Raw genomic sequence first — 19,311 nt, 5'->3', positions numbered from 1 at the left:
TTGGCAGCCACTGAAAGCTTGGTGAAAGGTTCGCAACATATGGTTTCAGCAAGGCGGGTACTCAGAGACCTGCCACGCAAACGTCACCGTACGTTTTCGATAACAAGAACAACAATGGAGAAACACCCATGATCCGCGCCATGCGTCCGCTTGCCCTGGCTGTCAGCTGCCTGTTCATCAGTGCCCCGCTGCTCGCCCAGGAAGAACCCAAACGTCCTGAATGCATTGCCCCAGCCTCGCCTGGCGGTGGCTTCGATTTGACCTGCAAACTCGCTCAAAGCGCGCTGGTCAACGAGAAACTACTGTCCAAGCCCATGCGTGTGACCTACATGCCTGGCGGCGTCGGTGCCGTGGCCTACAACGCCGTGGTGGCCCAGCGTCCGGCCGATGCGGGAACCCTGGTGGCCTGGTCCAGCGGCTCGTTGCTGAACCTGGCTCAAGGCAAGTTCGGTCGTTTCGACGAAAGCGCCGTGCGCTGGCTGGCGGCGGTCGGTACCAGCTATGGTGCCATCGCGGTCAAGAACGACTCGCCTTACAAGACCCTGGATGACCTGGTCAAGGCGCTCAAGGCCGACCCGAGCAAGGTGGTGATCGGCTCCGGCGGCACCGTCGGCAGCCAGGACTGGATGCAGACCGCGCTGATCGCCAAGGCCGCCGGGATCAACCCGCGCGACCTGCGCTACGTGGCCCTGGAAGGTGGCGGCGAAATCGCCACGGCCCTGCTCGGCGGCCACATCCAGGTCGGCAGCACCGACATCTCCGACTCCATGCCGCACATCCTCAGCGGCGACATGCGGCTGCTCGCGGTGTTCTCCGACAAGCGTCTGGACGAGCCGGAAATGAAGGACATCCCGACCGCCAAGGAACAGGGCTACGACATTGTCTGGCCGGTGGTGCGCGGCTTCTACCTCGGGCCGAAAGTGACCGACGCGGAATACGACTGGTGGAAAGCGGCGTTCGACAAGCTGCTGGCATCCGAAGAGTTCGCCAAGCTGCGTGACCAGCGCGAGCTGTTCCCGTTCGCCATGACCGGGCCGGAGCTGGATACCTACGTGAAGAAACAGGTGGCCGAGTACAAGACCCTGGCCAAGGAATTCGGGCTGGTTCAGTAATCGGGCTGGGCCTTGTGATGCCTCTTCGCGGGCAGAGACCCGCTCCCACAGGTCTGCACATTCTGAACCCTTGTGGGAGCGGGGCGGGCGGCGAGCCCTCTGCCCGCGAATGGCTTTCCCCCGCCCCCCACCACCTTCACTCTTCACGAAGGAACATGACCATGATCATGATCGTTCAACGGCTTTTCGCCCTGCTGTTGCTGCTCGTCTGTGCCGGTCTGGCGCTGATGGCCTGGCCGTATCAGGCGCCCTTTTCCTATGAGCCGGTCGGCCCACGTGCCTACCCGCTGCTGATGCTCGGCCTGATGAGCCTGGCGCTGCTCTACCTGGTGTTTCGTCCTACCCCGATCGTGCACAGCGAGGAAGAGCCGCCGCTGGATCGCCCGACCTTGAAGAAGATCGCCATGTGCATCGGCCTGCTGCTGGTGTTCGCCGGGCTGTTCGAGCCGCTGGGCTTCATTCTCAGTAGCGTGCTGATCGGCATCCCGATGGCCCTGCTGTATGGCGGCCGTGCGGTGCCCAGCGTGATCATCATCACCTTGATGAGCATCGGCCTGTACGTGCTTTTCGACAAAGTCATGGACGTGCCGCTGCCCCTGGGTCTGCTCAGCGTTCTGGAGAACTGACATGGATACTCTTGGCTACCTGGGTCAGGGCTTCGGCGTTGCACTGACCCCTTACAACCTCGTCACCGCCCTGTCGGGCACCCTGATCGGCACCGTGGTCGGCCTGCTGCCGGGCCTGGGGCCGATCAACGGCGTGGCCCTGCTGATCCCGATCGCCTTCGCCCTGGGCCTGCCGCCGGAATCGGCGCTGATCCTGCTGGCGGCGGTGTACCTGGGCTGCGAATACGGCGGCCGCATCAGTTCGATCCTGCTCAACATTCCCGGCGAAGCCTCGACCGTGATGACCACCCTGGACGGCTACCCGATGGCCCGTCAGGGCCTGGCCGGCGTGGCGCTCTCGCTGTCCGCCTGGAGCTCGTTCATCGGTGCGTTCATCGCCACCTGCGGCATGGTCATGTTTGCTCCGATCCTGGCCAAATGGGCCATCGCCTTCGGCCCGGCGGAGTATTTCGTGCTGATGGTGTTCGCCATCGTCTGCCTGGGCGGCATGGCCGGTGACCGGCCGCTGAAGACGTTCATCGCGGCGTTGATCGGCCTGTTCCTGTCCAGTGTCGGTATCGACGCCAACAGCGGTGTGTACCGCTTCACCGGCGACAACATCCACCTGGCCGACGGCATTCAGTTCGTCGTGCTGGTGCTGGGCCTGTTCTCGATCAGCGAGATCCTCCTGCTGCTGGAAAAGACTCACCATGGCAGCGTGGCCGTCACCGCCACCGGGCGCATGATGTTCAACCTCAAGGAGGCCGCTTCGGTGTTCTGGGTGAACATCCGCTGCGGCGTGCTGGGCTTCATCATGGGCGTACTGCCCGGTGCCGGTGCGACCCTGGCCAGCGCCGTGGCCTACACCACCGAGAAACGCCTGGCCGGTGCCAACGGCAAGTTCGGCCAAGGTGACAAGCGCGGCCTGGCCGCCCCGGAAACCGCCATCGGCGCCACCGCCTGTGGCGCGCTGGTGCCGATGCTGACCCTGGGCGTGCCAGGTTCGGGCACCACCGCGGTGATGATCGGCGCCCTGTCGCTGTACAACATCACGCCCGGCCCACTGTTGTTCCAACAGCAGCCGGACATCGTCTGGGGCCTGATCGCTTCGCTGTTCATCGCCAACATCATGCTGGTGATCCTGAACATCCCGATGATCCGCATCTTCACCAAGATCCTCGCCGTGCCAAACTGGGCACTGGTGCCGGTGATCGCCATCATCACCGGGATCGGCGTCTATGCCGTGCACGCGACGACCTTCGACCTGTTCCTGATGATCGGCATCGGCATCTTCGGCTACATCCTTCGCAAGCTGGACTTCCCGCTGTCGCCGGTCCTGCTCGGGTTCATCCTGGGTGGTCTGATGGAGCAGAACCTGCGCCGTGCGCTGTCGATCTCCAACGGTGAGCTGCAGATTCTCTGGGGCAGCCCGATCACCGCCGGTGTCTGGGTCCTGACCGTTCTGATGCTGCTGTTGCCCGTGGTTCGCATCTGGCGCAAACGTGCCGCCCTGCGTCGTGCCGCTGCCGATGTTTGATCGGTTTCTGCACAGCTGGTGGGGTACACCCTTCGTCGGTCTGGCTGGCGGTTACCTCGCCAGCCTGATCGGTTGGCCACTGCCTTGGATGATCGGCTCGTTGCTGGCGATCATCCTGGTGCGCTGCCTGACACCCTGGCAACTGGCGGAAATACCCAACGGCCGCAAGCTCGGCCAATGGATCGTCGGCATAGGGATTGGCCTGCACTTCACCCCGTTGGTGATGGAACAGGTAGCGGGCCATTTCGGCCCGATTTTTTTTGGTGCGCTGATCACCAGCGTGTCCAGTGCCGTAGGCGTGTGGCTGATGCTGCGCACCGGTGAAGACCGGCCTACGGCTTTCTTTTCGAGCATGCCGGGCGGGTCCGGCGAGATGGTCAACCTGGGCGCGCGCAACGGCGCCGACCTCAGCCGCGTCGCGGCCGGGCAAAGCCTGCGGGTACTGGCGGTGGTGCTGTGCGTGCCGGCGCTGTTCAAGTTCCTGCTCGGCGAAGGCACGCCGATCAGCCACGAGGGCGCCGTCGACTGGGCCTGGCTGGCGCTGATTTTCCCGCTCGCAGGCCTTGCCGCCTGGATCTGGCAACGCCTGGACCAGCCCAACCCTTGGCTGTTCGGCCCCCTGCTGGTGAGTGCCGCCATGAGCGTGAGTTTCGACTTGCACATCGGCCTGCCCGACGGCGGCAGCCAGATCGGCCAGTGGCTGATCGGCAGCGGCCTGGGCTGCCACTTCAACCGAGCGTTCTTCCGTCGAGCACCATCGTTCCTGGCTCGCACGCTGGTCAGCACCGCCCTGACCATGGCCATCGCCGCGGGCTGCGCGCTGGCCTTGAGCGCCCTGACCCATCTGGACCTGCGCTCGCTGACGTTGGGCATGATGCCCGGCGGCATCGCCGAGATGAGCCTGACCGCCGAGGTGCTGCAACTGTCGGTCCCGCTGGTGACGGCGATGCAGGTGATGCGCCTGCTGTTCGTGCTGTTTCTGGCTGAGCCGCTGTTTCGCCAGTGGCAGAAACGTCGACCAGTGTCCTAGGGCAGGCGCCAGTCGATGGGGGTCAGGCCGTTCTGCTCCAGGAACTTGTTGGCGCGGCTGAAATGGCCGTTGCCGATGAAGCCCTTGTGCGCCGACAACGGCGACGGATGCACGGACGTCAGGACCAGGTGCTTGCTGTTGTCGATCAGCTTCTGCTTGCTCTGCGCATGGGCGCCCCAGAGCATGAAGACCACGCTGGACTGATGCTCGCTGACCACTTCGATGATGCGGTCGGTGAACGGCTGCCAGCCTTTCTTGGCGTGGGAGGCGGCATTCGCCCGCTCCACCGTCATGGTGGTGTTGAGCAGCAAGACACCCTGCTCCGCCCAGCTTTGCAGATAGCCGTGCTTGGGAATGTCGATGTTCAGGTCGCGCTTGAGCTCTTTGTAGATGTTCACCAGCGACGGCGGCGTGGGAATGCCCGGCTGCACCGAAAAGCACAGGCCATGGGCCTGGCCCGGACCGTGATAGGGATCCTGACCGAGGATGACGACTTTCACCTGATCCAGCGGCGTGGTGTTCAGCGCGTTGAAAATCATCGGCCCGGGCGGATAGATCTCTTTGCCCTGCGCATGTTCTTCACGCAGGAATTCGCGCAACTGCGCCATGCAGGGCTTGTCGAATTCCTCACGCAGTGCAGCTTTCCAGCTAGGCTCGAGTTTGATGCGGTCGTCTGTACTCATTTATCACCAGAAATCAGTAGGCAGCAGAAATCAGTGGGCGGACGGTAGGAAAGCGAACCCGGAAAGTCAAATCCAGACACAATCGCGCACTGCAACCCTACGTTGGCCATTTGCGGTCTTCGTCCCCCCGCCACCGCCCTTTCGATGCGAGGTCAGGATGGATTTGAATTTCGAAGAACTCAGCGCCGGCAATGGCGCACGTATCGGCGTCGTCTCCCTGAATGCGGAGAAGACGCTCAATGCTCTGACCTTGCCGATGCTCGAAGCGCTCGCGGGAAAATTCGATGCCTGGGCGCAGGACGATCGCGTGGTGTGCGTCGTGCTGCGCGGTGAGGGCGAAAAAGCCTTCTGCGCCGGTGGCGATGTGCGCAGCCTGGTGCAGGCCTGCCGTGCACACCCTGGCGAAGTGCCTGACCTGGCCGCGCGCTTCTTCGCTGCCGAATACCGCTTCGACTACCGCCTGCACACCTACCCCAAACCGGTGATCTGCTGGGGCCACGGCTATGTACTGGGCGGCGGGATGGGCCTGCTGCAAGCCTCGAGCATCCGCATCGTCACGCCCAGCAGCCGCCTGGCCATGCCGGAGATCACCATCGGCCTGTACCCGGACGTCGGTGCCAGCACGTTCCTGTCACGCATGCCGGGCAAGCTCGGCCTGTTCCTGGGCCTGACCGGCGCGCAGATCAACGCGCGCGACGCTCTGGACCTGGACCTGGCCGACCGCTGCCTGCGCGATGACCAATACGAAGACTTGCTCGACGGCCTGCTGCAACTCAACTGGCAGGAGCAGACCGCCATGCAGTTGAACAGCCTGCTCAAGGCCCTCGAACACGATGCGCGCGACACCGTGCCCGCCGCGCAATGGCTACCGCTCCGTGCGGCCATTGACGCGCAATTGGATGTCAGCGACGCGCCAGCGGCCTGGCACGCGCTGGTGCAACGGCAGCAGCACGACGACCCACTGCTGGCCAAGGCCGCCGGTAACCTGGCCAAAGGCTGCCCACTGACGGCCCATCTGATCTGGGCCCAGTTGGCCCGCGCTCGGCACTTGTCGCTGGCCCAGGTGTTCCAGATGGAATACAGCCTGAGCCTGAACTGCTGCCGCCACCCCGAATTCAGCGAAGGCGTGCGCGCTCGTTTGATCGACAAGGACAACCAACCGCACTGGCACTGGCCTGACGTCGACCATGTGCCACAGGCGGTGGTCGAGGCGCATTTCGGCAAGGCCTGGGAGGGCCGTCATCCATTGGCGGACCTGTGCGACTACTGAAGGCGATCTGCCCGTAACAACGAAAAACGGCGCCCCTGAGGGCGCCGTTGCAGGCTAGTGCCGACCGCCGCGGCCGGGGCCCCGACCAGGACCCCGGTCCGGACCTCGACCGCGGTTCCAATCCTGACCGTAATGGCGCGGCGGACCGTCACGCCACCTGGCATCGGGACCGCGGCCTGGCCCGAATCCAGGCCGGTAGTTCGGTGGCGGTGGACCGAAGTAGCGCGGGGGCGGTACCGCGTAGTAACGAGGCGCGGAGTAGTAACGCGGTCCTTCGTAGTACCGTGGCGCCGGCGTCACGTAATAACCGCTGCTGTAGGGCTGGCTGTACGGGTAGTAGCCAGCACGCGGCGCGCTGTCCACGGAGTAGACTTCGGTGCGGTAGTAACCTCCCCCTCCATAGGGCACACAGGCACTTGTCGACAAGGCCAATACCACGATCAAAAGAGCTCTAAGGGACATAAGCGGCCTCCTGGACCGCGAGAGGGATCGAACCAGCACGACTGGTCGGTACCCGGAACAACGGTTCTGGGCATAACTAAGACACCCGGAAAGATGCTGCATTTCACTCGGCAATAAATTGATACAAAGCCTCATCCAAGGGTGCCCGCCGGCGTCATTCGCCGCCGTGTCCCATGCTGCCGTAGAATGCGGGCACTCATCGCTGCATGGATCTCCCATGACCAACCCCGCTTCACTCGCCAGCCAGCTCTGCCCAGCCTGCGGAAGCCGCAACGACTGCACCCTGGCCGATGCAAAGACCGCCGCCCAGTCCTGCTGGTGCTACTCGGTGAGCATCGACCCCGCGGTACTGCAGGCCTTGCCCGAGCACCTGCGCAACGCCGCCTGCCTGTGCCCCCGCTGCGCTCAAGTGAGTGAGCAACTGTCGGCATCGAGGGCGTAACGCCGCCATGCGCCTGGACCGATTTCTTTCCAATCTCGAACGTTTCAACCGAAAACAGGTGCGCCTGGCCCTGATCGCAGGGCGCGTCCAGGTCGACGGCCGCGTGGTACGCGACCCGATGCACGCCGTCACCGAATTCAGCGAAGTCCGATTCGACCAGGAGCTGCTGCAAGCCGGCCATCCCGCCCGCTACCTGATGCTGCACAAACCACCCGGCTGCGTCAGCGCCACCCAGGACCCGCAGCACCGCACCGTCCTCGACCTGATCGAAGTGCCGGACAAGGATCAACTGCACATTGCCGGTCGACTGGATTTCAACACCACCGGGCTGATGATCCTGACCAACGACGGGCAATGGTCACGCCGCCTCACTCAACCGACCACCAAGCTGCCCAAGGTCTACCGGGTTGAAACCGAGCAGGTCATCGAACCCCATTACGTCGAGACCTTCGCGCAAGGTATTTACTTCGCCTTCGAAGACCTCACCACCCTCCCCGCCCACCTCGACATCCTCGGCCCGCGCATGGCGCGCCTGAGCATCGTCGAAGGGCGCTACCATCAGGTGAAGCGGATGTTCGGGCACTTCCAGAACAAGGTGGTCAAACTGCACCGCGAATGCATGGGCGAACTGGTGCTGGACGAAAGCCTGCAACCCGGCCAATACCGCAGCCTGAGCGCGGAGGAAATCGGTCTGGTTTAAGGGGGATCGAGCAGAGAAACGAAAATTAGCGCTTCAAATTGCAGGGCGCTTCTGGTACAAAGTCAGCCGCCCGGAGCAGGTATCGAAAGACGCATCGCACCGAGGTGGCCAAGCTGGCAATCGGGTTCGCAATGAACGGCCGGCGGCACGGAAACAAGGCGTCATGCGGGTATAGTTTAGTGGCAAAACGAAAGCTTCCCAAGCTTTAGTTGAGGGTTCGATTCCCTCTACCCGCTCCAGTTTTTCATGATCCTCCAAGCACTCCAACTCCCCTGCCACGCCTACTGGCGCCTACACCCCTAATCTGCTCGACCCGCAGGAACCGACAGCACTACTAAGTCTCCTACGCGCTCCCTCACCCTCAATCCGCCACTCACAAACAAAGCCTCAAAACACAAACCGATGCCCCATCTCCCCCTCCATCCACGTCAGAAACCGTCTGACCCTGGGAAAGGACGAGTGGGCTTTGGGAAACACCAAGTGGTGAGCGGCAACCGCGGCACTGAGCGCTTCAGGGGCCACTTCCACGAGTGCGCCCGACGCCAGGTATTTCTGTGCCAGCAGCGTGCTTTCCAGTGCGAACCCAAGGCCGTGGCTGGCAGCTTCCAATGTCATGTAGGAACGATCGAAGCTCAGCGCATAGGGATGTTCGGGGCGGGCCAGGCCGTGCTGGGCGAACCATTCGGGCCATTTGAGCAGCGTTGCTTCCGAGAGGATCAACTCCTTGTTCAGCAAGTCACCGGCGCTGGCGACTGGGCGTTTTGCCAATAACTGTGGAGAGGCCAGCACTGCAAAGGCTTCGTTGCGCACCGTTCGCACTTCGTAGCTGGGCCAGTTGGGCAGACCGTGGCGTATGTCGACGTCGATCTTGTCCCGGCTGAAGTGCAGTGACTCGTAGGAACACGACAGGTTGATCTGGATATCGGGATGACTCACGCGGAATGCTTCCAGGCGCGGCATCAACCAAAGCAGGCCGAAGCTTGGCGACGAATGCAGTCGCAGGCAGTCGAGGCTCACGTCACTGGCGGCTCTTTCGGTCGCCACTTCGAGGCTGTGCAGCAAGCCGGAAATGTCTTTCAGGTACTGCTCGCCCACCGGGGTGAGGGTGACGCCACGGGCGGCGCGCACGAACAGCTGGCGGCCGATCATCGCTTCCAGATTCGCCAACTGATGGCTCACGGCTGAGGGTGTCAGGTTCAATACTTCGGCTGCCCTGGCGAGATTGCCAAAGCGGGCCGTCTGCTCGAAGGCTTGAATGGCCCTCAGCGGTGGCAGGTCCCGGGGCGCACTGTCGTGGAGGCGCATAAGTACTCGGCTCTTGTTGTTGGGATGTTATGGGCGAGTCTCATTCAAGCATTCCGTGGGTCTGCTGACGAGAGGTGAATTTTTCTCAGCCAGCAGTGAGGTTTGCCATATTGCTGCCAGTGCGTGGGCGGAACACCCTGAGTCATCGATTCCCGAATCGAATCATAAAAACAATGACAGGAATTTCCCCATGCTTCTTCAAGGCAAAGTCGCAATCATCACCGGTGCTGCATCCGAACGCGGAATTGGTCGGGCCACCGCCATCACCTTCGCCCAGCAGGGTGCCCATGTCGTCATAGTGGATCTGGATGAGTCTGCCGCGCGCGACGCCGCTTCGGCGTTGGGTGAAGGCCATCTGGGTCTGGCCGCCAACGTCGCGGACGAACACCAGGTCAAACAGGCCGTGGACAAGGTCATCGCGCAGTTTGGTCGAATAGACATTCTGGTCAACAACGCCGGCATCACCCAGCCGATCAAGACCCTCGATATCCGCCCTTCCGACTACGACAAGGTGCTGGATGTCAGCCTGCGCGGCACCTTGCTCATGTCGCAGGCCGTCATTCCGGTCATGAAAAGCCAGGCTTGCGGCAGCATCGTCTGCATGTCGTCGGTATCGGCTCAACGTGGCGGCGGCATCTTCGGCGGGCCACACTACAGCGCCGCCAAGGCGGGGGTACTGGGCCTTGGCAAGGCGATGGCCAGGGAACTGGGCCCGGACAATATCCGTGTCAACTCCATCGCTCCAGGCCTGATTCATACCGATATCACCGGAGGCCTGATGCAGGACGAGCGTCGCCACGCGATCATCGATGGCATTCCGCTGGGTCGTCTGGGCGCGGCTCAGGATGTCGCCAACGCTGCGCTGTTTCTGGCCAGCGATCTGTCTTCATACCTCACCGGCATCACGCTGGATGTCAATGGCGGCATGCTGATCCACTGAGGGCAGGTAACCGGGTCGACAATGACCCGTGGTGTTCTAGATCGATGGCACGCCAGGCCACAGCGCCTGGCCGTCTATAAAAACAAGAGATCGGACAATCATGATAACTTCCATGACGCTCGAAGCGGTTTCGACCGTGCGCTCGAATGCTTATCGCAAAACCGCCTGGCGACTGATGCCGTTCCTGATGCTGTGCTACCTGTGCGCGTATCTGGATCGCGTCAACGTGGGCTTCGCCAAACTGCAGATGATGAGCGACTTGTCGCTGAGTGAAACCGTGTACGGCCTCGGTGCCGGTATGTTCTTTCTCGGCTATTTCCTCTGCGAAGTTCCCAGCAATCTGATTCTGCACAAAGTGGGCGCGCGCAGATGGATCGCCCGCATCATGATCTCGTGGGGCATCATCTCCGCCCTCTTCGCCTTCGTGGAAACGGCGTGGCAATTCTATGTGCTGCGCTTCCTGCTGGGCATCGCCGAGGCCGGCCTGGCGCCGGGTTTGCTGCTCTATCTCACGTACTGGTTCCCCTCGTATCGCCGGGCCAGGATGACGGTGCTCTGGTTCATCGCGATTCCACTTTCGGGCATGATCGGCGGCCCTCTTTCCGGCCTGATCATGGCCAAATTCGCAGGGTTTCATGGCTGGGCCGGATGGCAGTGGATGTTCGTCATCGAGGCCATTCCGACGGTGATCGTCGGCCTGATGGTCCTGGCGTATCTCAAGGATGGCGTGCACCAGGCCACCTGGCTCACCGATGACGAAAAGGAGCTGGTGAACAAGGAACTGGCGGAAGACAACAGCCGTAAGGTCACTCACGGCTCGGTTCGCGATTTCCTGCGCGATCGTCGCCTGTGGATGCTGGCCTGCATCTACTTCTGTGTGGTGATGGGTCAATACGCGATCACCTTCTGGCTACCGACCTTGATTCGCAACGCCGGTGTTTCCGACCCGCTGCACATTGGCCTGGTCACCAGCCTGCCCTACATGTGCGCCATCGTGGCCATGTTGCTGATGGGCCGAAGTGGCGACAAGCATCGCGAACGTCGCTGGCATCTGATTGCGCCCATGATCGCGGGTGCCCTGGGCCTTACGTTGGCGGCCCTCTTCGGCGCGAACCTGGTCATTTCGGTCCTGAGTCTCTGCCTGGCGGCGGCCGGGGTTCTGTCTGCCTCTTCGCTGTTCTGGATGCTGCCGACCACGCTGCTGGGCGGAGTCTCAGCCGCTGCGGGAATTGCCGGCATCAACAGCTTCGCCAACCTCGCCGGCTTCTGCTCGCCCTACCTGATTGGCTGGATCACCACGACCACAGGGTCGAGCGCGATAGGGATGTACCTCATCACCGGCGTGCTGTGCATCGGTGCGTGCCTGGTACTGCGAATCCCCGCCGCTTCGGTCAATCGTTGAGTCAACGGAGTACGTGCAATGACTGCTATTTCATCCAAGGTTTCTGAAACATCACTGGCACAACGCGCCCTCAACATCCGTCGTCATGCGCTGCGCATGGGCCAGGTACAAGGCCAAGGCTACGTCGGTCAGGCATTGGGGGCGGCTGACTTGCTCGCTGTGGCCTACTTTCACGCGCTGAATTACGAGCCCCATGACCCCGAATGGGAACAGCGTGACCGCTTCTACCTCTCCATTGGCCACTACGCCATCGCGCTGTATGCGGCCCTGATCGAAGCTGACATCATCCCGCTGGACGAGCTCGAAACCTACGGCTCCGATGACAGCCGCCTGCCAATGTCGGGCATGGCGACCTACACCCCGGGGATGGAAATCACCGGCGGCTCGCTGGGCCAAGGTCTGGGCATCGCCGTGGGCGCGTGCCTGGGGCTCAAGCGCAAGGGTTCCGATTCGTTCGTCTACAACCTGCTGTCCGACGGTGAACTGAACGAAGGGTCGACCTGGGAAGCGGTGATGTCGGCCTCTCACTGGAAGCTCGATAATCTGATCGCCATCGTGGACGTCAACAACCAACAGGCCGATGGCCGCTCCAGCGAAGTGCTGGCCTTCGAACCCATCGTTGACCGTTGGCAGGCGTTTGGCTGGTTCACCCAGCGTGTGGATGGCAATGATCTGGACGCGCTGGTCAAGGCCTTCGATGCCGCGCGCAGTCATGGCGGCACGCAACCGCGGGTGATCATCTGCGATACCAGAATGGGTAGAGGCGTGCCGTTCCTGGAAACCCGGGAGAAGGCCCATTTCATTCGCGTGGATGAGCATGAATGGAACCTGGCCTTGAACCACCTCGAAGAAGGGGACACTGTATGAACGACTTCAAGAACGACACTGCCCAGGCGCCCGCGGCCGCCAAGAAGAAACTCACGACCTCGGCAATGATCGCCTCGATCGCTTCTGAAGGTCAGGCAACCCGGTCGGCACCTTTTGGCCACGCCCTGGCGGCCCTGGCTGCACAGCGGCCGGATATCGTTGGCCTGTCCGCCGATCTGGCCAAGTACACCGACCTGCATATCTTCGCCCAGGCACACCCCGATCGGTTCTACCAGATGGGCATGGCTGAACAGCTGTTGATGAGTGCCGCTGCAGGCATGGCGCGCGAAGGCTTTGTTCCCTTCGCCACGACCTATGCCGTGTTTGCCTCGCGCCGTGCCTATGATTTCATCTGCATGGCCATCGCCGAGGAGAATCTCAACGTCAAGATCGTCTGCGGGTTGCCGGGGCTGACGACCGGCTATGGCCCGAGCCATCAAGCCACCGATGATTTGGCCATCTTCCGCGCGATGCCGAATCTGATGATTGTCGACCCCTGCGATGCGCTCGAAATCGAGCAGGCCGTTCCTGCCATCGCCGCTCACAACGGGCCGGTGTACATGCGTCTGCTGCGCGGCAACGTTCCGCTGGTACTGGACGAATATGGCTACACCTTCGAGATTGGCAAAGCCAAGACCCTGCGCACGGGCAATGACGTGCTGATCATCTCGACCGGCTTGATGACCATGCGAGCCTTGGAGGCTGCCCAGGCACTTCAAGCCGATGGCATCGATGTCGCCGTACTGCACGTACCGACCATCAAGCCGCTGGACGAACAGACCATTCTGGCGGAAGCGCGAAAGCCAGGCAGGCTGGTAGTCTCGGCGGAGAACCACTCCATCATCGGTGGCCTGGGCGAAGCGGTGGCGACTGTCCTGCTGCGCAATGGCGTGACGCCCGCATTCCGGCAGATTGCCCTGCCCGACGCCTTTCTCGACGCCGGTGCATTGCCGACATTGCACGACCGTTACGGGATTTCCACGCAGGCGGTGTGCGCTCGGATCAAAGGCTGGCTGTGATGGCTTGATCGTCGGGGGCTGCGTGCCCCCGATTCAAGGAATGAACCGGCTGAAAGAGGCAGTTCCAATTCGTAGTGTTGAGGTCGAGGGGCCGCCCAGCCTCCCCTCCAGCTTCGCGCTGCACCTACTGCCCAAAATGCCCAAACCGCCCACTGAACCGCTTAGCGAGCGGATACGCCAAATCGCCGTGCTTGCTCGTTCCCAGCCCCAATTCCACCAGCACCTGCGCCAATTTGACTGCCGCCGCCACGCCATCGATCACCGGCAGGCCGACGCGTTCGCTGACCCGCGCAGGCAGGTCGGCCATGCCGCCACAACCCAGCACGATGGCGCCGGCGCCTTCCTGGTCGCGGGCCTGCAGAGCCTGCTCGGCGATGCGCTCGACCAATACCTCGTCGCCCAGGGTTTCAAGTTCCAGCACAGGGATGTCGACGCAGCGCACCGAGGTGCAGTGCTCGGTCATGCCGTAGTTGCGCAGCAGGTGCTCGGCGATGATGCGCGTACGGGTGAGCGTGGTGACCACGGCGAAGCGAGTGCACAGCAGGCTGGCGACATGAAAGGCGGCTTCGGCGATGCCGATCACCGGGCCGCGGGCCAGCTCGCGGGCGGCCAGCAGGCCGGGGTCGCCGAAGCAGGCGATGATGTGCGCGTCATAACCGGCGGCCACGCCCTTGCGCACTTCTTCCAGCACGCCGACCGCCGCGATGGCTTCGTCGAAATGGCCTTCGATCGATTCCGGGCCGTCCTGCGGGCAGCAGGCGATGATCTGCGTATCGCGACCGGCGACGGCACCGGCGGCGCGGCCGATACTGGCGGTCATGGACGAGCTGGTGTTGGGGTTGATGACCTGGATTTTCATGAAAGGCTCGGCAGCTGGATCAGCGTTTGAAGATGGATTTGAAGTCGGGCTCGGCCACGGGTTTGGCGTCCAGCTGGAGGCTGGCGCGAATGCTCGCCAGATGTCGGGCCATCCAGTTCGACGCGAGTGCGCCCTCTCCCCGTTCGAGCAGCTCGATCAGCTCGACGTGCTCTCCACAATCGCAACCGACGCTATGGCGCGAACCGTACACCGCGATGATCAGCGACGAACGCGTGGTCAACTGGGCGATCTGCTCGCTGAGCACCTGATTGTCGGCGGCCACCGACAGCTGCACGTGAAACCGCGCCGAGAGCTGAATGGCATGGCTATGCCGCCCCTGATCTTGCGCCTGATGCTCCTGCTCGGCGAGCTCTCGCAGCCGCTTGAAATGTTCGGCCGTGGCGTGGGCGACCACGGTCGGCATCAACGCAGGCTCGATCAGTTGCCGGGCGGCGAATACATCCTGAGCCTCCTTGGCGCTGGGATGGGCCACTTCCGCACCACGGTTGGCCCGCAGGGTGACCAGACGCTCCAAAGCCAGACGCTGCAAGGCCTTGCGAATGCCCGTGCGGCTGACGTTGAACACTTCGGCCAGGGCATCTTCGGGAAGGCGCACGCCCGGTTGCAGGCGGTGCTCGACGATGGCGTCGAGGATCTCCTGATAAATGTGTTCATCACGACTGACGGCCGTAGAGCCATCGGAACTGTTGGCAAGAAAAAGGGGAGAATTCACGAAATCGTTTCCTGGGTACGCGTGAGGCAATCGTATACAAACTGAATTGTCTTCGCCATCTTTGCCCCGGACCAAGATCGGCATTCATCAAACCGCACCAATACGGGCCTCCACAGCCAGAAAATGCGCGAAAACAGCACAAGATATTTACAAAGCAAGCACGACGCTGGCTGCGCCATCACTGAAAACCCGTTGGTTTTACGCTTCGATACACGCTGGCACGCATCCTGCTCCATGGATCGTATACAACAACGCCGACCCCCGTATGCAATGCTCGGAGCGGCCACGACCCTGGAGCGTGTGCGTGAACAATCCCGACCTACCCAAGGGCTACAGCCCTCGCTTGTACAACGAAGACCTGGGCCCGGTAGTACAGAAGTGGAACTGGTACAACATCTTTGCCTTCTGGATGAGCGACGTGCACAGCGTTGGCGGCTATGTGTTCGCTGCCAGCCTGTTCGCCCTGGGCCTGGCCAGTTGGCAGGTGCTGATCGCGCTGCTGGTGGGCATCGGTATCATTCAGGTGATCGCCAACCTGGTCGCCAAACCCAGCCAACATGCGGCGGTGCCCTACCCGGTGATTTGCCGCCTGGCTTTCGGCGTGTTCGGCGCGAACATTCCGGCGGTGATTCGCGGCCTGATCGCGGTCGCCTGGTACGGCGTGCAGACGTACCTGGCGTCCAGCGCACTGATCATCGTAGTGCTTCGTTTCTTCCCGGGCATGGAAAGCTACGCGCAGGTGCAGTTCGCCGGCCTGTCGTACCTGGGCTGGATGGGTTTCCTGTTCCTGTGGGCCGTGCAGGCGGCGGTGTTCTGGACCGGCATGGACTCGATCCGACGTTTCATCGACTGGGCCGGGCCGGTGGTCTACGCGGCGATGTTCATTCTCGCCGGCTGGATCGTCTGGAAGGCGGGTTGGAGCAACATCAGCTTCACCCTCGCGGAAAAATCCCTGAGCGGCTGGGAAGCCTTCGGCCAGGTGGTGATGGCGACGGCTCTGGTGGTCTCGTACTTTTCCGGCCCCACGTTGAATTTTGGCGACTTCAGCCGCTATTGCCGGACCATGGCTGACGTGCGGCGCGGCAACTTCTGGGGTCTGCCGGTGAATTTCCTGGCGTTCTCGCTGGTCACCGTGGTGATCGTATCGGGAACCTTGCCGGTGTTCGGCGAGATGCTTCACGACCCGATCGCCACAGTGGCGCGTATCGACAATGACGTTGCAGTGTTGCTGGGCGCCTTTGCCTTCGTCACGGCAACGATCGGCATCAACATCGTCGCCAACTTCGTCTCGCCCGCCTTCGACTTCGCCAACTGCGCGCCAAGCAAGATCAGCTGGCGCGCCGGCGGGATGATTGCCGCCGTGGCCTCGATCTTCATCACCCCGTGGAACCTGTTCAACAACCCCGAAGTGATCCACTACACCCTCGACGTGCTAGCGACCTTCATCGGCCCGCTGTTCGGAATCCTGTTGGTGGACTATTACTGCATCAAGCAACAGCGGATCGACGTAGCGGCGCTGTTCGACGACTCGCCCACCGGGCGCTACTGGTACAGCAACGGCTTCAACCCGGTGGCGATCAAGGCGCTGCTGGCGGCCACGCTGATTGGTATCGTCGTGACCTTCGTGCCCTGGTTCAAGCAGATCGCCAACTTCGCCTGGTTCACCGGCTGCTTCCTGGGTGGCGGGTTCTACTGGCTGCTGGCACGGCGGGACGTGCGTTCGTTGAGCCTGGCAGGCGCCTGACCCAAGACAGGGTACGTCGTCTGCCGTGAATGCAGCGGCGTACCTGCACCACAGGTCGAACATTAATCAACAAACTTAAACAATACGCAGATAGCCCAGAGTCGCCAGTACAGATTACCTTCCTCGGCGTCCTGACTTCTGAGCCTGCCTGACGCCTGCTTTTGCCAACGAAACAGCAAGTTATGCCAGGGCAAATTGAGAAATCCTCCAACTCAATCAGAAATTTCTGATTCCCTTGTTGACGCTTCAGCAACCGACCCCTTGTAGTAATAACCTCTTACTTGATATGGATATCCATCATGATCATTCTGGTAGCCGGTATTCATGGGGTCGGTAAAACCTGGCATTGCGAGCACTATGCGCACCGTCGCGGGGTGCTGCACGGCAGCGCGAAAGGCTTGGTCCGGCAGGTGCTGGCGTCCGTGAAATGGAGCGATGACCGCTATGCGACCAACCGCGACCGTAATCGCCAGGCACTGGAACTGGCCGCTACCAGCATCGCCGCCAGCGGCAAATCGATGCTGCTGGAAGGCAACGTTGCCTTGATGGGCAAGCGAGCACGCACGTTGGGCATTGACGTGACGGCATTCGAGCGGCTTTCCCTGGGAGCGATCCTGCTGCTGGAAAGCGAGCCGGGGACCGTGCTCCAGTGGTTACCGGCCTGCCACGCCTCCGCCACCGAAGTCGAGCTGTTCCAACAGCAGGAACGTGAGAGCGCACGAGCCGTGGCGCGGCATCTGCACATTCCGTTGATGTTGCTGCGCGACTGCAGCGATCACACTTTCGGCCAGACCGTGGACGCCTGGCTCAAGCGGGGCCAGCCCATTTCCATCGATACCGCCAGAAGCCATCCACCGGGGTTTCATCGTCTGTATCGCTGAGCGGAAGCACTGTGGCGTACCTGCCGCTCGTCGCCTCGAGGGCACGTTGGGATCCATGCGATGGCCCAATGCTTGTACCCCCCTCTCACTGCGGAGATGCACCATGTTGATTAGCAAAAAGCTCGCCTCGCTGGCTCTGGCCGGTCTTCTATCGGCTTCGTCGTTCGCGGCGATTGCGGCGTCGAACGACACCAACTCTACCGCCACACCTGAAGCCCCGTCGGGTCGTCAGGTTATCCCTGGCACCGACAAATCGCCCGACAGCGGCAACGCCACCGGCATCGATGGCAAATCCGGATCGATGAGCCAAGGCGCAGATGCCGGGACCACGGACGGCGGCCCTACTCCAATGGGCGCCAGCAAGGGTGATGGCAGCTCAGGCAACAGTGGCGGCAACGGCGCCGGCGCCGGTAAATAACCGCCCGCACCAGCCCACCCGGCGGCGCGAATCCCGCTCATGCTCCTGTAACGCACAGGGGCTGAGCAACGGGATTTGCGCCGTTTTCATGTGAGGCCCTCAATAATCGTGTCGTTTGAGAATCTGATCGACGGATTCCGGGGCAGGACGTTTGTAGAACTTGAGCAACTCGCTGGCACGGTTAGTGAAGATACCGTCCACTCCCGCCTCGCTGACCTTCTTGAAATCAACCGCCTCGTCGACCGTGTAGACATGCACCAGCAAGCCCTTGTCGTGGGTCAACTGGTTCATCCAGGGCTGGACCAGGTCCATGTAGCTCTGGTCTCCCCCCTCGCTCAATGCAGCCGAAGGGCCTGTGCCCACTGCACCGTTGGCCTTGGCGATGTCGAGCCAGCGCTCGAACTCGGCGCGATCACGGGGCTGTTGCTGGGCATAGTACGCCGCCTTGTCGGTCATGCCGGACGCCGCGAATGACACCTTGGATGTGGGCTCGATGCTGCCCTCGCCGACCCACAGCAACAATACCTTGGGCACCTGCGGCATTTCCTTGGCCAGCAATTCCAGACTGTTTTTCTCGAACGTCTGCAGCACCACCCGATGCTGGCCATCCAGCCAGCCCCGTTGGGCAAGCTTGGCCTTGAGATCGCGTTCGATACCGGGAAACTGCTGCGGTACCTTGGTTTCGATGTACACCCCAGGTTTGTGGGTACCGCCCTGGGCGACGTCGAGCACTTCGTCCAGCGTGAGAATCTTCAGCCCCTTGTAGCTGTCACGGGCACGCTGCGGGTACGCGGCATTGAACCAGCTGCCAGCGTCGAGGGTTTTCAGCTCCGCCAGGGTGAAGTCGCTGACCGGCTTGTCCTTGCGCTCGGGGAATTTGCTGGCGATGTCGGTGGTGCGCAGCAGGGTGTCGTCGTGCAGCGCAATCAACTGCCCATCGCGGGTGCGTTGCACGTCGAGCTCGAGGTAGTCGGCGCCCAGATCACGCGCCAGCAGGTAGGCCGGCAGGGTGGATTCCGGGGCATCGTACGAGGCACCGCGATGGGCGATGACGGCGGGATAGGGAATGTTGGCGGCATGGGCCAACTGTTCGGGCGTTTGCCCGTGGGCCGAGGCAGCGGCGCCGAGGGCGACGGTCAGGCACAGCGTCTTGCACAGGGATGTCAACATGCGTAGTCCTTTCAGAGGTGATCGAAAACGGCACCGCAAGATACCGATGAACCGACCTAGCATAGACGGCGTCGGATGACAGGAGATGGCGTGCTAGAGTCGCGCCCTTGTCCAAGACACGAGCAGAACGAA

The 19,311-nt window shown here is 62.1% G+C and carries 19 protein-coding genes and 1 tRNA gene; 15 read left to right on the top strand and 5 right to left on the bottom strand.

Going from position 1 to position 19,311, the window contains the following annotated elements; all coding sequences use genetic code 11:
• Positions 1-128: 128 nt before the first annotated feature.
• The 4 genes from AC788_RS11175 to AC788_RS11160 all read left to right on the top strand — a co-directional run bounded on the left by AC788_RS11175 (position 129) and on the right by AC788_RS11160 (position 4,284).
• The gene (locus AC788_RS11175; protein ID WP_049860713.1) at positions 129-1,112 is read left to right on the top strand and encodes a Bug family tripartite tricarboxylate transporter substrate binding protein; all 984 of its coding nucleotides are present in this window, start codon (positions 129-131) and stop codon (positions 1,110-1,112) included.
• A gap of 167 nt (positions 1,113-1,279) precedes the next feature.
• Positions 1,280-1,738, top strand: coding sequence for a tripartite tricarboxylate transporter TctB family protein (locus AC788_RS11170; RefSeq protein WP_049860761.1), 459 nt, complete (start codon positions 1,280-1,282; stop codon positions 1,736-1,738).
• A gap of 1 nt (position 1,739) precedes the next feature.
• Entirely contained in the window at positions 1,740-3,254 is a 1,515-nt protein-coding gene (locus AC788_RS11165) for a tripartite tricarboxylate transporter permease (RefSeq protein WP_049860712.1), read from the top strand.
• Positions 3,247-4,284: an AbrB family transcriptional regulator gene (locus AC788_RS11160; RefSeq protein WP_049860760.1), complete on the top strand. Its 1,038-nt coding sequence runs from the start codon at positions 3,247-3,249 to the stop codon at positions 4,282-4,284. Before AC788_RS11165 ends, AC788_RS11160 begins: the two co-directional genes overlap by 8 nt.
• Here AC788_RS11160 and ung read toward each other — a convergent pair.
• Positions 4,281-4,967, bottom strand: a complete 687-nt coding sequence (gene ung / locus AC788_RS11155; RefSeq protein ID WP_049860711.1) for a uracil-DNA glycosylase — start codon at positions 4,965-4,967, stop codon at positions 4,281-4,283. The two genes, AC788_RS11160 and ung, sit on opposite strands and share 4 nt — an antisense overlap.
• Before the next feature lie 157 nt (positions 4,968-5,124).
• Here ung and AC788_RS11150 point away from each other — a divergent pair, with 157 nt between their 5' ends.
• The 4 genes from AC788_RS11150 (at position 5,125) to AC788_RS11135 (ending at position 8,080) form a co-directional block, all read left to right on the top strand.
• Positions 5,125-6,237, top strand: a complete 1,113-nt coding sequence (locus tag AC788_RS11150) for an enoyl-CoA hydratase/isomerase family protein (protein ID WP_049860710.1) — start codon at positions 5,125-5,127, stop codon at positions 6,235-6,237.
• Between the two features lie 679 nt (positions 6,238-6,916).
• On the top strand, positions 6,917-7,141 hold the full coding sequence (locus tag AC788_RS11145; protein ID WP_049860709.1) for a cysteine-rich CWC family protein: 225 nt from the start codon (positions 6,917-6,919) through the stop codon (positions 7,139-7,141).
• 7 nt (positions 7,142-7,148) lie between these two features.
• Positions 7,149-7,841 (top strand): pseudouridine synthase, encoded by a 693-nt coding sequence (locus AC788_RS11140; protein ID WP_049860708.1) that lies wholly within the window; start codon positions 7,149-7,151, stop codon positions 7,839-7,841.
• Between the two features lie 165 nt (positions 7,842-8,006).
• Positions 8,007-8,080, top strand: a tRNA-Gly gene (locus tag AC788_RS11135).
• A 148-nt stretch (positions 8,081-8,228) separates the two neighbouring features.
• Here AC788_RS11135 and AC788_RS11130 read toward each other — a convergent pair.
• Positions 8,229-9,146 carry a LysR substrate-binding domain-containing protein gene (locus tag AC788_RS11130; protein WP_049860707.1) on the bottom strand — a complete coding sequence of 306 codons (918 nt, stop codon included), beginning with the start codon at positions 9,144-9,146 and terminating at the stop codon, positions 8,229-8,231.
• Positions 9,147-9,336: 190 nt separating this feature from the next.
• On the opposite strand from AC788_RS11130, the gene AC788_RS11125 reads away from it, so the two are divergent.
• From AC788_RS11125 to AC788_RS11110, 4 genes are all read left to right on the top strand, one after another.
• Entirely contained in the window at positions 9,337-10,086 is a 750-nt protein-coding gene (locus AC788_RS11125) for an SDR family NAD(P)-dependent oxidoreductase (protein ID WP_049860706.1), read from the top strand.
• A 100-nt stretch (positions 10,087-10,186) separates the two neighbouring features.
• Entirely contained in the window at positions 10,187-11,488 is a 1,302-nt protein-coding gene (locus AC788_RS11120; RefSeq protein WP_049860705.1) for an MFS transporter, read from the top strand.
• An 18-nt stretch (positions 11,489-11,506) separates the two neighbouring features.
• Complete coding sequence (locus AC788_RS11115; RefSeq protein ID WP_049860704.1) at positions 11,507-12,355, top strand: transketolase; 849 nt, start codon at positions 11,507-11,509, stop codon at positions 12,353-12,355.
• A complete protein-coding gene (locus AC788_RS11110; RefSeq protein ID WP_049860703.1) occupies positions 12,352-13,374 on the top strand; it encodes a transketolase family protein in 1,023 nt (340 codons plus the stop codon). The genes AC788_RS11115 and AC788_RS11110 overlap by 4 nt, the downstream gene beginning before the upstream one ends.
• Before the next feature lie 124 nt (positions 13,375-13,498).
• Here the strand turns inward: AC788_RS11110 and AC788_RS11105 are convergent, their stop codons facing one another.
• On the bottom strand, positions 13,499-14,233 hold the full coding sequence (locus AC788_RS11105) for an aspartate/glutamate racemase family protein (protein WP_049860702.1): 735 nt from the start codon (positions 14,231-14,233) through the stop codon (positions 13,499-13,501).
• 19 nt (positions 14,234-14,252) lie between these two features.
• The gene (locus AC788_RS11100) at positions 14,253-14,966 is read right to left on the bottom strand and encodes a GntR family transcriptional regulator (RefSeq protein WP_049860701.1); all 714 of its coding nucleotides are present in this window, start codon (positions 14,964-14,966) and stop codon (positions 14,253-14,255) included.
• A 304-nt stretch (positions 14,967-15,270) separates the two neighbouring features.
• On the opposite strand from AC788_RS11100, the gene AC788_RS11095 reads away from it, so the two are divergent.
• From AC788_RS11095 to AC788_RS11085, 3 genes are all read left to right on the top strand, one after another.
• Positions 15,271-16,710: an NCS1 family nucleobase:cation symporter-1 gene (locus AC788_RS11095; protein ID WP_236690504.1), complete on the top strand. Its 1,440-nt coding sequence runs from the start codon at positions 15,271-15,273 to the stop codon at positions 16,708-16,710.
• A gap of 299 nt (positions 16,711-17,009) precedes the next feature.
• Positions 17,010-17,591, top strand: a complete 582-nt coding sequence (locus AC788_RS11090) for a hypothetical protein (protein ID WP_049860699.1) — start codon at positions 17,010-17,012, stop codon at positions 17,589-17,591.
• Positions 17,592-17,694: 103 nt separating this feature from the next.
• Positions 17,695-18,009 (top strand): hypothetical protein, encoded by a 315-nt coding sequence (locus AC788_RS11085; RefSeq protein ID WP_049860698.1) that lies wholly within the window; start codon positions 17,695-17,697, stop codon positions 18,007-18,009.
• A gap of 99 nt (positions 18,010-18,108) precedes the next feature.
• On the opposite strand, the gene AC788_RS11080 is transcribed toward AC788_RS11085, so the two are convergent.
• A complete protein-coding gene (locus AC788_RS11080) occupies positions 18,109-19,179 on the bottom strand; it encodes a glycerophosphodiester phosphodiesterase (RefSeq protein ID WP_049860697.1) in 1,071 nt (356 codons plus the stop codon).
• Positions 19,180-19,311 lie beyond the last annotated feature (132 nt).

The sequence above is a fragment of the Pseudomonas sp. RIT-PI-a genome (assembly GCF_001187875.1).
Lineage (GTDB): Bacteria > Pseudomonadota > Gammaproteobacteria > Pseudomonadales > Pseudomonadaceae > Aquipseudomonas > Aquipseudomonas coleopterorum.
This window is presented reverse-complemented; position numbering and strand designations above follow the sequence as displayed.

Excerpts from the sequence above, each read along its gene's own strand:
- AC788_RS11125 (WP_049860706.1), top strand. The coding sequence starts at position 9,337 with ATGCTTCTTCAAGGCAAAGTCGCAATCATCACCGGTGCTGCATCCGAA.
- AC788_RS11165 (WP_049860712.1), top strand. The coding sequence starts at position 1,740 with ATGGATACTCTTGGCTACCTGGGTCAGGGCTTCGGCGTTGCACTGACC.
- AC788_RS11175 (WP_049860713.1), top strand. The coding sequence starts at position 129 with ATGATCCGCGCCATGCGTCCGCTTGCCCTGGCTGTCAGCTGCCTGTTC.
- AC788_RS11090 (WP_049860699.1), top strand. The coding sequence starts at position 17,010 with ATGATCATTCTGGTAGCCGGTATTCATGGGGTCGGTAAAACCTGGCAT.
- ung (WP_049860711.1), bottom strand. The coding sequence starts at position 4,967 with ATGAGTACAGACGACCGCATCAAACTCGAGCCTAGCTGGAAAGCTGCA.
- AC788_RS11150 (WP_049860710.1), top strand. The coding sequence starts at position 5,125 with ATGGATTTGAATTTCGAAGAACTCAGCGCCGGCAATGGCGCACGTATC.
- AC788_RS11140 (WP_049860708.1), top strand. The coding sequence starts at position 7,149 with ATGCGCCTGGACCGATTTCTTTCCAATCTCGAACGTTTCAACCGAAAA.
- AC788_RS11085 (WP_049860698.1), top strand. The coding sequence starts at position 17,695 with ATGTTGATTAGCAAAAAGCTCGCCTCGCTGGCTCTGGCCGGTCTTCTA.
- AC788_RS11115 (WP_049860704.1), top strand. The coding sequence starts at position 11,507 with ATGACTGCTATTTCATCCAAGGTTTCTGAAACATCACTGGCACAACGC.
- AC788_RS11160 (WP_049860760.1), top strand. The coding sequence starts at position 3,247 with ATGTTTGATCGGTTTCTGCACAGCTGGTGGGGTACACCCTTCGTCGGT.
- AC788_RS11130 (WP_049860707.1), bottom strand. The coding sequence starts at position 9,146 with ATGCGCCTCCACGACAGTGCGCCCCGGGACCTGCCACCGCTGAGGGCC.
- AC788_RS11105 (WP_049860702.1), bottom strand. The coding sequence starts at position 14,233 with ATGAAAATCCAGGTCATCAACCCCAACACCAGCTCGTCCATGACCGCC.
- AC788_RS11145 (WP_049860709.1), top strand. The coding sequence starts at position 6,917 with ATGACCAACCCCGCTTCACTCGCCAGCCAGCTCTGCCCAGCCTGCGGA.
- AC788_RS11080 (WP_049860697.1), bottom strand. The coding sequence starts at position 19,179 with ATGTTGACATCCCTGTGCAAGACGCTGTGCCTGACCGTCGCCCTCGGC.
- AC788_RS11110 (WP_049860703.1), top strand. The coding sequence starts at position 12,352 with ATGAACGACTTCAAGAACGACACTGCCCAGGCGCCCGCGGCCGCCAAG.
- AC788_RS11170 (WP_049860761.1), top strand. The coding sequence starts at position 1,280 with ATGATCGTTCAACGGCTTTTCGCCCTGCTGTTGCTGCTCGTCTGTGCC.
- AC788_RS11120 (WP_049860705.1), top strand. The coding sequence starts at position 10,187 with ATGATAACTTCCATGACGCTCGAAGCGGTTTCGACCGTGCGCTCGAAT.